Raw genomic sequence first — 10,000 nt, forward strand, 5'->3', positions numbered from 1 at the left:
GATATAACATAACCAGAGATACGGAATGGGTGCATAGTGGCTACAACATTCCGTGTCCTCCCGCACTCAGAAACCAATTAGTGCTCCCGTGAATAGTGCAGCGGCTACCCAAGTTCCCTATCGATTATCCTACTTACTGCGCGCGCTCACCCGCTTCCAGTAACAGGTAAAATGGTGTGCGTTCACGCATTGACCGGCTGTTCTGAAGTGCTGAACTCCCCCCCAAGCGCCCCAAGATACCGATGAAACCAGACGCTCATAAAAAAGTAAGACGTCGGCAGGATGAAAAACGAATGAAGGCCCGAGCGCGACGAATCGTCGCCCGTTGGAGAGGATCGACTCCCAAAGAGGAACCCTCCCCTCGCGAAATAGGTAGAACCGCCTCCACACATGGCCGCCCCTGCTCGTGCTGGTGGGGTTGTAAACGCAAGAGCGACATCCATGTGGTGCCGCCCCGTGAGCGCGGCTTCGAAATCGAGCTTTACGACGAATGAGGCGCACGGCGGCGACTTTCGTGCGGGGTGCGCGTGCCGCCCGTACCCGCACGCCTGCCCTTGGCTCACTTCTCGGCAAATTTATCGGCCAAGAAAAAGAACCAGGCGGCCCATGCGGCGACGGCTACGAGGACCAGCGGCACCAGCAGCATCAGCGTCCAGCGCAGCATCCGGAACAGTAGCCACAGGCCCGCCACGCTGAGGACGCCTGCGCAGCCCAGCACCAGCCAGTGCGGGTAGTGGCTCAGCGACTGGAGCCACTCGGGGTGGCTCGCCTGCCCTGCCCACGCCGTCCAGCCGTCTTGCGTAAAGATCGCCGTGCTCAGCTCCACCGGCTCAGGCCTGGCCGGCGGCGGGGTCTGGAAGATCGCCCCCAGTTGCTCGCTCAGCGACTCCAGATGCTCCTCGATCGACTGCGGTTTTTTCTTCATTTCCTGATCCTGCTAGGCCCTGCGCGCAGCGCGTTCCAGCAAAATGATTTGCAGCCCCTCGGCACCTGCCCCACCCCTCCCTTGGTCTATGCAATCGAAGCCCCAACTGCTCGCCTGGATCACCTGTGACGGTGTCCACATCGACCCCTCCACGGGCAAGCACACGATCCTCGGAGCCTTCTCCAACATACAGGCGCAGCACTTCCCGGCGACGCACCCGCTCATGGTCTGGTTTATGACGCTGACGGACTGCGCCGTCGGCGAGCACCAGGTCCAGATCTCGCTGGGCGCAGACCCCACGCAGATGCAGCCGCTGATCCGGCGCAGCTTTGAGTCTCCCTCGCCGCTCCAGCGGATCAACCTCATCAACGAAATCCGCAACCTCTCCTTCCCCGAGCCCGGCGAGTACTCGATCCTTATCGAAGTCGACGAAGAGCCACTGCTGGCCACCAGCATCCACGTCCTCGATTAACACGAGCCGCAGGGCCGCAACCCACGCCAAGCCACGCGCACGCCGACTCCCGCCCCACCACACCTGCCGTAAACTCCTCTTCCCCCTCCCACCACAACGCACTACATGACCGCCGTATCCGCCGACTCCCGATCCGCCACACCCGCCGCTGACTCCGCGCCGCGCACCAACGGGCGCGCGCCAGATAAAACAGGCTTCGACTTCGACCTGATCGGCGTGGGCAACCCGATCATGGATCTGCTCGCGCACACGGACGACGCCTTCCTGCGCGAACACCTCACCGGAGAGAAGGGCGGCATGGTCTTGGTAGACGATGCCGACATCGCCGCACTCGTGGGCCGCCTCGCTCCCGCGCCCGTCGCGGCCGTCCCCGGCGGTGCCGCCGCCAACACTGCCGTCGCTGCCGCCAAGCTCGGCCTGCGCACGAGTTTCCTCGGCAAGGTCGGCTCCGACGCGACCGCCGCCCAGTACCTCGCCCACTTTCGCGAACACGGTGGCGACACCTCGCGCCTCAAGCACGCGCCGCTCCCCAACGCGCGCTGCCTCTCGCTCGTCACTCCCGACGGCCAGCGCACCATGCGCACGCACCTCGGCGCAGCGATGACCCTCGCACCCGAGGAGGTCTCGCCCGAAGACTTCGCCGGCGTCCGCCACGCACACATCGAGGGCTACCTGCTCTTTAACCCCGCGCTCGCGGACAAGGTCGTACAGAGCGCTCGCGCGGCAGGCTGCACGCTGAGTATCGACCTCGCCTCCTTCGAAGTCGTCGCCGCCGCGCGCGACTGGATCTTCGCCCAGCTCGAACAAGGCGTGGACATCCTCTTCGCCAACGAAGACGAAGCCCGCACGCTCTTCCAGCGCGACGAGCCCTACGAAAACTACGCCCGCGCGCTCGCCCGCTTCGGCGGCATCGCCGCCGTAAAGATCGGCGCCGAGGGCGCCTGGCTCGCCCGAGGAGACGCGCTGCACCGCATCGCACCGATCCCGGTCGCGCAAGTCGTCGACACCACCGGCGCGGGTGACGCGTGGGCGGGCGGCTTCCTCTACGCGCACCTGCGCGGCGCGCCTCTCTCCGATGCGGGGGCGCTCGGCTCGCTCCTCGGCTCCCAGTCCGTACAACACCTCGGCGCAGCGATCCCCGCCGCGTACTGGCCGCAACTCCGCACCGCCGCAGCCGAGTTGCTCGCGCGGCACATCCGCTCATAAGTACGCAAGTACGCGCCCTCCGCCTCGGCCGTCCCCTGCTCCGACCGCACGCCAGCCGCCCCATCCGCACACAATCCACGCTCCCGATGAACCGCACCGAAGATAGCGACGCGCTCGCACAGCAAGTCCTCGCAATCGCCCAAAACGCGCGCGCCGCATCACTCGTGCTCGCGACCACCCCCACCGCCGCCAAAAACGCCGCGCTGGAGCGGCTCGCGCAACTCCTCCAGAGCCACAGTGCCGAGCTCCTCGACGCCAACGCTCAGGACCTCGCCGAGGCGAGCACCAACGGGCTGAGTGCCGCCCAGATCGACCGCCTCACACTGAGCACCGAGCGGCTCGAAAAACTCGCGCACAGCGTCCGCGAAGTCGCCGCGCTCCCCGATCCTGTTGGCGAAATCATTGACGAAAGCACCCGCCCCAACGGCCTGCACCTGCGCCGGCTGCGTGTGCCCATCGGCGTCATCGGCATCATCTACGAAGCCCGGCCCAACGTCACGATCGACTGCGCCATCCTCTGCCTGAAAAGCGGCAACGCCGCCATCCTGCGCGGCGGCAAGGAGTGCTTCCACACCAACACCGCGCTCGCCGCCCTGATCACCCGCGCGCTCGCCGACACCGGCCTGCCCGCCGCCGCCGCCCAGCTCATCCCCACCACCGACCGCGCCGCACTCACGCACCTGCTCAAGCTCGACAGTCACATCCACTGCATCATCCCGCGCGGCGGCGAGAGCCTCATCCGCTTCGTCACCGCGCACAGCACGATCCCCGTCATCAAACACTACAACGGCGTGTGCTTCGTGTACGTCGATGCCGCCGCCGACCTCGCGATGGCGCAGCGCATCCTCGTAAACGCCAAGACCCAGCGCCCCGGCGTGTGCAACGCTGCCGAGCAGCTCCTCGTCCACCACAGCATCGCCGCCACCTTCCTGCCCGCCGCCGCGCGCGCCCTGCGCGAAGCCGCCGCCGTAGAGCTCCGCTGCGATCCCGCCAGCGCCGCGCTCCTCGCCGCAGCCGACATCCCGCACCTCGCCGCGACCGACGCCGACTACCGCACCGAGTTCCTCTCGCAAACCCTCGCCATCCGCATCGTCGAAGATCTCGAAACCGCCATCGCGACCATCAACCGCGACAGCTCTGGCCACACCGAGACGATCATCACCGCCGACCGCGCCGCCGCCCAACGCTTCCAGGCTGCCGTCGACAGCGCCGCCGTCCTCTGGAACGCCAGCACCCGCTTCAGCGACGGTTTTGAATTCGGCCTCGGCGCCGAAATCGGCATCTCCACCGACCGCCTCCACGCCCGCGGCCCGATGGGCCTGCGCGAACTCTGTAGCTATAAATGGATCGGCGACGGCAGTGGCCAAATCCGCGCCTAGCAGCTCACCGCCGCGCTCCCCACGCGTCATCTCCCCAAAAAATCAACGAGGCCGCTCACCCCAAAAATGAAACACCCCGCCCAACGCCTCCGCCCCGCACTCGCAATTGCCACCGCGGCCGCACTCAGTGCGGTGCTCGCGCTCGGCGTGTTGCCCCCGAGCGCCCATGCTCAAAACGCGGTTACCCGCTTGGGCGACTCGCCCGAAACCACGAGCAAACCCACACTACGCGGCAAGGACGGTGAAAGCGCTGCAGCAAACAAGCCGCCAGCGAACGAATCACCAACGACTGACGAGCCACCGGCAAGCAGCTCGCAACGATTACCCAAAGCTGACGAGTCCCCAGCGAGTGCGCCGCCAGCTAAAAGGGCCCCCGACGAGCCGCCAACGAGCGCACTGTTGTATAAAAGCATCTCCGACGAGCCGCCAACGAGCGGCTCGCAAAATAAAAGCGTCCCTGACGCCTTTGATGCGTTTCCACAAACGGCGGTGAAGAAACCGATTCGCGGGCGGGCGGTTTCACCCAGTGTTGCGGCACAGCTCGCCGCGCGCATGCCCAAGTACGAAGAGCCCAAGCCCGCCGCAGAAACCGAACCCGAAGAAGAGCCAGCCGACCTGCGCGACATCGATAAACCGCAAAACCAAATCCTGCGGCTGCCCGACTATGTCGTCCGCGAGAAGAAGCCCGCCATCCTCCGCGAAGCCGACCTCTATCAGGGAGAAGCCCGCGCCGAGCTCGCCAAAGCGCGCTATTTTTCGGAAACCGGCCTCGCTCTAAATCGCTTCGCGCTCCCGCTATTCGGCAGCGGAGCAGGCGCCTACGCACTGCGCCGCTACGAAGAAGACGAACGCCTGCGCCACCTCGGTGAGCTCAGCGCGACCGCAAGCGACATCGGCCAGCTCAGCGGCAGTACCGAAACCGAAGCCGACCTGCGCCACCTCATCCGCGACACCTACTTCCGCTCCGGCTCCCGCAGCGACGAATACAACGGCTACCGCAAGCCAGACTAGCCGTACTCGCGCGGGCGCAGACAAGCTCGCGGCCTCTCCTCACTGCGATTTTCGTCTGTACGGCCGCACACGCGCAACATCGCGCAATTGGCGCGACCAACACTTCTCGGCAGGAGGCATTGAGGTAACCTGCTTCGGGGCGCCGCAGCAGGCGAGACAGTATTTCCCCCGCCCCACGCAGGGCCCCGATACACGGAGCTTAACGCAGAGCACCCGGGCTCGGCTCGAAGGCTCCATCCAGACGGCGAACGAGGCAGCGCTTGATCTCCAGCATCATCAATAAGGGCGAAACCTGACCCGCGCTTAGCCCCGTTTGAGCGGCGATCTCGTCGGGCCTCAGAATCTCCCCGCCCGAAAAACAGGCCAGTACCCTTGCTTCATCAGGCGAAAGGTCAGGCGCACGGCCATACACGTTCACCGCATCGGTGGAGCTGGGCTCCGCTCTTCCCTCGATTTCTGGGCCGCCGCGCTCAGGTGGGGCGTTGCCTGCCGCCGCGCTTGCGGTGGGCAGTGTCGGCAACCGCAGTTTACCATGCAGGTATTCCAGCTCGGCGAGCAGATCGTCCACGCTGGTGAGCAAAGTCACCCCATCGCGAATCAGCTCATTACAGCCGCGGCTCGTTTCTTGATCAATTCGCCCCGGGATGGCGCCCACGATTCGTCCCTGCTCGCTGCCAAATCGAGCCGTAATCATGGAGCCGCCCGAAACACCGCTTTCGACTACCACAATCGCCTCACTCAGGCCCGAGATCAGCCGATTACGCATCGGAAAAGTCTGCCGATCAGGTCGCCGCCCAAAAGGAAACTCGGAGATCACCGCTCCCGTTTCCACAATCTGCCGATATAAATCCAGGTTTTCAGGAGGATATATCGTATCGAGCCCACAGCCCATCACCGCAACCGTGCTCCCACCGGCGGATAAGGCCCCCCTATGTGCAGCAGTATCAATTCCCCGAGCCATTCCGCTCACTATACAAAACCCGATACGGGCCAGCTCTGCGGCGAAGTGTTCAGCCACCTTCAGCCCATAAGCCGTTGTTTTCCGGCTGCCCACAATCGCCACACAAGGCTTTGAAAAATCATAATTCCCCTTCCGATAAAGCCCGATTGGCGGATCGCTGATTTCCTTCAACAGCGATGAATACTCTGCATCAGACTGAATTAAAAAACTGCCCCCCACGCGCTCAATCCAGCTCTCCTCACGCGACAGATCAAAATGCTTGTCCCAGTTAACCAATACCGAACTGATTGCTGGCCCTACGCCCTGCACACTTTCCAAAGTCCGAGTAGATGCCTTGAGGACTTCGCGGGGATCATCGCCCAAAGCGGCCAACAAGCGATGCAGTGTGATCGGGCCGATATTCGGCAGCGCATTGAGAACAAGAAACGCCTGCCGCTCCGTCAGTTCGCCATTCATGAGGCGGAGTATCCCGCCTCCCGCCCAAAAGTCGAGCTCCGCTTAAGCCCCCAACAGGCTTCCTGTCCCAACAAGCCCATCCCTCATCTAAGCAAATAGCTGATAACAGGAAGCCCAAATACAGGCTCCCCGTAACTATGGCGAGCCCACCCAAAGTGGTCGCCCTTTTCCGTGAGCGAAGTCTCCTTGAGACCTAAAACAAAGAAGGCCCGACCCCTCGTTATGAGGAATCGGGCCATAAACCTGGCGACAACCTACTCTCGCGGGGCATATCGCCCTACTACCATCAGCTGCTCGGGGCTTAACGGCCGTGTTCGGGATGGGAACGGGTGGAGCCCCCGGCATATAACCACCAGGAAGTGGAGCCTTTCGGCAATTGGATAAAAAGTTTAGAGTACCATCAAAGCAGGTAAAATAAACGCCTTGGAATAAATAGCGTATATATTGCATAAACCGGCAAGGTCATTAGTAACAGTAAACTTAACGTCTTACAACGCTTACATTTCTGTCCTATCAACCGGGTGGTCTACCCGGACCTTGCACCACCTTGCGGTGGATTGTGATCTTATCTTGGGATGGGCTTGACGCTTAGATGCTTTCAGCGCTTATCCCTTCCGAACTTAGCTACCCGGCACTGCCACTGACGTGACAACCGGAACACCAGAGGTTCGTCATTCTCGGTCCTCTCGTACTAGAGAATGAACCCCTCAAATCACAAACGCCCACAGCGGATAGAGGACCGAACTGTCTCACGACGTTCTGAACCCAGCTCGCGTACCACTTTAATCGGCGAACAGCCGAACCCTTGGGACCTTCTCCAGCCCCAGGATGTGATGAGCCGACATCGAGGTGCCAAACCGCGCCGTCGCTGTGAACGCTTGGGCGCGATCAGCCTGTTATCCCTAGCGTACCTTTTGTCCTATGAGCGATGGCAATTCCACATTCAACCACCGGATCACTTGATCCTGCTTTCGCAACTGCTCGACTTGTAGGTCTCACAGTAAAGCTCCCTTATACTCATGCGCTCTGTAGCCCGATTACCGACCGGGCTGAGGGAACCTTCGAAATCCTCCGTTACTCTTTTGGAGGATACCGCCCCAGTAAAACTGACCTGCTATCACTGTCCCACGCCCAGATAATGGGTCGGGGTTAGACGCCTAACAATTAAAAAGTGGTATTTCACATTTCGACTCAGCCCGATCCTGGAACCGGGCTTCAAAGTCTCCCACCTATTCTACGTATTAAAAATCAAGCGACAATAACAGCTTACAGTAAAGGTGCATAGGGTCTTTCCGTCCTGCTGCGGGTAGGCGGCATCTTCACCGCCACTACAATTTCACCAGGCATCTCTCCGAGACAGCCTTCAACTCGTTACACGATTCGTGCGGGTCGGAACTTACCCGACAAGGAATTTCGCTACCTTAGGACCGTTATAGTTACGGCCGACATTCACGGGGGCTTAGACGCGAAGCTTGCACCTCACGTTTTCACCTTTCCGCATTGGTCACGTGTCACTCCCTATACGTCGTCTTGCGACTTAGCAGAGAGCTGTGTTTTTGCTAAACAGTCGGTTGAAGCGGTTCACTGCGGCCCCTTGCGGGGCACCCCTTATACCGAAGATACGGGGTCAATTTGCCGAGTTCCTTAGAGAGAGTTAACCTGCGCGCCTTAGAATACTCATCTATCCCACCTGTGTCGGTTTACGGTACGGGCACCTTATCTACTAACCACGAAGCTTTTCTTGGAAGCGTAGTATCGAGTAATCCCCTTCGGCCGTAGCTTCAGGGTCCTGTCACTTTTCAGCCTTGATGTCTGGTCTTTTAGCCCCAGACAGCCTACGAGCTTCGACAACGATTCAACACGTTGCTACTCTAACTTTCTCCGTCACTCCTTGGATCAAACATAGATACGGCGGTGCTGGAATATTAAACCAGCTTGGCATCGACTACTCCTTACGGCCTCGTCTTAGCTCCCGACTAACCCTGGGCGGACGAACCTTCCCCAGGAATCCTTGGGATTTCGGCGAGATGGAATTCAACCATCTTTATCGTTACTTATGTCTGCATTCTCACTCCCAAGCGCTCCATGGTCGGTTACCCCTTCCACTTCGCGGCACTTGGGACGCTTTCCTACTGCTCACCTTGCGGTGAACCCACAGCTTCGGTATATGGCTTAAGTCCCGATCATTTTCGGCGCAATTTCGCTCGATGGGTCAGCTGTTACGCACTGTTTAAATGATGGCTGCCTCTAAGCCAACATCCCCATTGTCTAAGCAAAATCACATCCTTTTCCACTGAGCCATATTTTGGGACCTTAACTGGTGGTCTGGACTATTCTCCTCTCGGCGACGGACCTTATCACCCGCCGCCTGACTGCCTGACTTCACTCTATGGCATTCGGAGTTTAATTAAGTTCAGTACCCCGGTAGGGGCCCTAGCTTATTTAGTGCTCTACCTCCATAGATCAGCATCAGACGCTATACCTAAATATATTTCGGAAAGAACCAGCTATCACGGGGTTTGATTAGTCTTTCGCTCCTAACCACAGCTCATCCGATGCTTTCTCAAGAGCAACCGGTTCGGACCTTCACTGCGTTTTACCGCAGCTTCATCCTGGCCATGGTTAGATCACCTCCGCTTCGGGTCTATTGCCAGCAACTAGACGCCCTATTCGGACTCGCTTTCGCTGCGCTTGCACCGGGTACCGGCTTAAGCTTGCTACAGACAATAACTCGCAGACTCATTATACAAAAGGCAAGCGGTGACTCCACATGGGAGCTCCCACTGACTTGTTAGCAATTGATTTCAGTTACTATTTCACTCCCCTAACAGGGGTGCTTTTCACCTTTCCCTCGCGGTACTAGTTCACTATCGGTCTTCATCGAGTATTTAGCCTTATGCCGTGGTCGGCATGGATTCACACCGGGTTTCACGTGTCCGGTGCTACTCAGGATACCACTAGATTTAATCGGGTTTTCGACTAAGGGACTGTCACCCTCTTTGGTCACACTTTCCAGAGTGTTCGTCTAACCGTCATATTTCACGTTGTGGTCCTACAACCCCAGTGGGATAAATCCCTCTGGTTTGGGCTGTTCCGCTTTCGCTCGCCACTACTTACGGAATCGATTCTCTTTCTTTTCCTGCGGTTACTGAGATGTTTCACTTCGCCGCGTATTGCTCTATCAGGACTATGTATTCATCCTGAAGTGACACCGTGTAAACGGTGTCGGGTTTCCCCATTCGGAAATCTCCGGGTCAAAGCGTGTGTGCCGCTATCCGAAGCTTATCGCAGCTTGCTGCGTCCTTCATCGCCTGATGAAGCCAAGGCATCCATCAATTGCTGTAACTGGTTTATGCAAACGCTATCTATTCTAGGCGTTTATTTTACCTGCTTACATTATATCTACCCTAAACTTTCAAAGAACAAAAATTTGTATTTCAAGAACTGCTCCCAACTGCGCCAACCTCAAGAATTGCGGGGGAAACCCGCAAATGGTGGGCCCAGATGGATTTGAACCATCGACCCCACGCTTATCAAGCGTGTGCTCTAACCAACTGAGCTATGAGCCCAAGATTGGAAATGGCAGTTTG

6 protein-coding genes, 1 tRNA gene and 2 rRNA genes are annotated in these 10,000 nt (G+C 59.5%); 4 read left to right on the forward strand and 5 right to left on the reverse strand.

Translation table 11 applies throughout. From position 1 onward, the window contains the following. Nucleotides 1–559: 559 nt before the first annotated feature. Nucleotides 560–925: a hypothetical protein gene (locus tag AXK11_RS08115; protein WP_068631101.1), complete on the reverse strand. Its 366-nt coding sequence runs from the start codon at nucleotides 923–925 to the stop codon at nucleotides 560–562. Between the two features lie 88 nt (nucleotides 926–1,013). On the opposite strand from AXK11_RS08115, the gene AXK11_RS08120 reads away from it, so the two are divergent. The 4 genes from AXK11_RS08120 to AXK11_RS09895 all read left to right on the forward strand — a co-directional run bounded on the left by AXK11_RS08120 (nucleotide 1,014) and on the right by AXK11_RS09895 (nucleotide 4,993). Beyond that, on the forward strand, nucleotides 1,014–1,397 hold the full coding sequence (locus AXK11_RS08120; RefSeq protein WP_068631103.1) for a DUF6941 family protein: 384 nt from the start codon (nucleotides 1,014–1,016) through the stop codon (nucleotides 1,395–1,397). 105 nt (nucleotides 1,398–1,502) lie between these two features. Then, entirely contained in the window at nucleotides 1,503–2,603 is a 1,101-nt protein-coding gene (locus AXK11_RS08125; RefSeq protein WP_082781049.1) for an adenosine kinase, read from the forward strand. Between the two features lie 86 nt (nucleotides 2,604–2,689). Next, on the forward strand, nucleotides 2,690–3,982 hold the full coding sequence (locus AXK11_RS08130) for a glutamate-5-semialdehyde dehydrogenase (RefSeq protein ID WP_068631105.1): 1,293 nt from the start codon (nucleotides 2,690–2,692) through the stop codon (nucleotides 3,980–3,982). A gap of 66 nt (nucleotides 3,983–4,048) precedes the next feature. Beyond that, nucleotides 4,049–4,993 (forward strand): hypothetical protein, encoded by a 945-nt coding sequence (locus AXK11_RS09895; protein ID WP_156469275.1) that lies wholly within the window; start codon nucleotides 4,049–4,051, stop codon nucleotides 4,991–4,993. Between the two features lie 199 nt (nucleotides 4,994–5,192). On the opposite strand, the gene dprA is transcribed toward AXK11_RS09895, so the two are convergent. The 4 genes from dprA to AXK11_RS08155 form a co-directional block, all read right to left on the reverse strand. Further along, nucleotides 5,193–6,410, reverse strand: a complete 1,218-nt coding sequence (gene dprA / locus AXK11_RS08140; protein ID WP_068631109.1) for a DNA-processing protein DprA — start codon at nucleotides 6,408–6,410, stop codon at nucleotides 5,193–5,195. Nucleotides 6,411–6,651: 241 nt separating this feature from the next. Further along, nucleotides 6,652–6,767 (reverse strand): 5S ribosomal RNA (rrf, locus tag AXK11_RS08145). Nucleotides 6,768–6,854: 87 nt separating this feature from the next. Next, nucleotides 6,855–9,766 (reverse strand): 23S ribosomal RNA (locus tag AXK11_RS08150). Between the two features lie 136 nt (nucleotides 9,767–9,902). Beyond that, nucleotides 9,903–9,979: transfer RNA gene (locus tag AXK11_RS08155), tRNA-Ile, on the reverse strand. Nucleotides 9,980–10,000 lie beyond the last annotated feature (21 nt).

Origin of the sequence: Cephaloticoccus primus, from assembly GCF_001580015.1 — a bacterium.
Classification (GTDB): Bacteria; Verrucomicrobiota; Verrucomicrobiia; order Opitutales; family Opitutaceae; genus Cephaloticoccus; species Cephaloticoccus primus.

Excerpts from the sequence above, each read along its gene's own strand:
- AXK11_RS08130 (WP_068631105.1), top strand. The coding sequence starts at position 2,690 with ATGAACCGCACCGAAGATAGCGACGCGCTCGCACAGCAAGTCCTCGCA.
- dprA (WP_068631109.1), bottom strand. The coding sequence starts at position 6,410 with ATGAATGGCGAACTGACGGAGCGGCAGGCGTTTCTTGTTCTCAATGCG.
- AXK11_RS08125 (WP_082781049.1), top strand. The coding sequence starts at position 1,503 with ATGACCGCCGTATCCGCCGACTCCCGATCCGCCACACCCGCCGCTGAC.
- AXK11_RS08115 (WP_068631101.1), bottom strand. The coding sequence starts at position 925 with ATGAAGAAAAAACCGCAGTCGATCGAGGAGCATCTGGAGTCGCTGAGC.
- AXK11_RS08120 (WP_068631103.1), top strand. The coding sequence starts at position 1,014 with ATGCAATCGAAGCCCCAACTGCTCGCCTGGATCACCTGTGACGGTGTC.
- AXK11_RS09895 (WP_156469275.1), top strand. The coding sequence starts at position 4,049 with ATGAAACACCCCGCCCAACGCCTCCGCCCCGCACTCGCAATTGCCACC.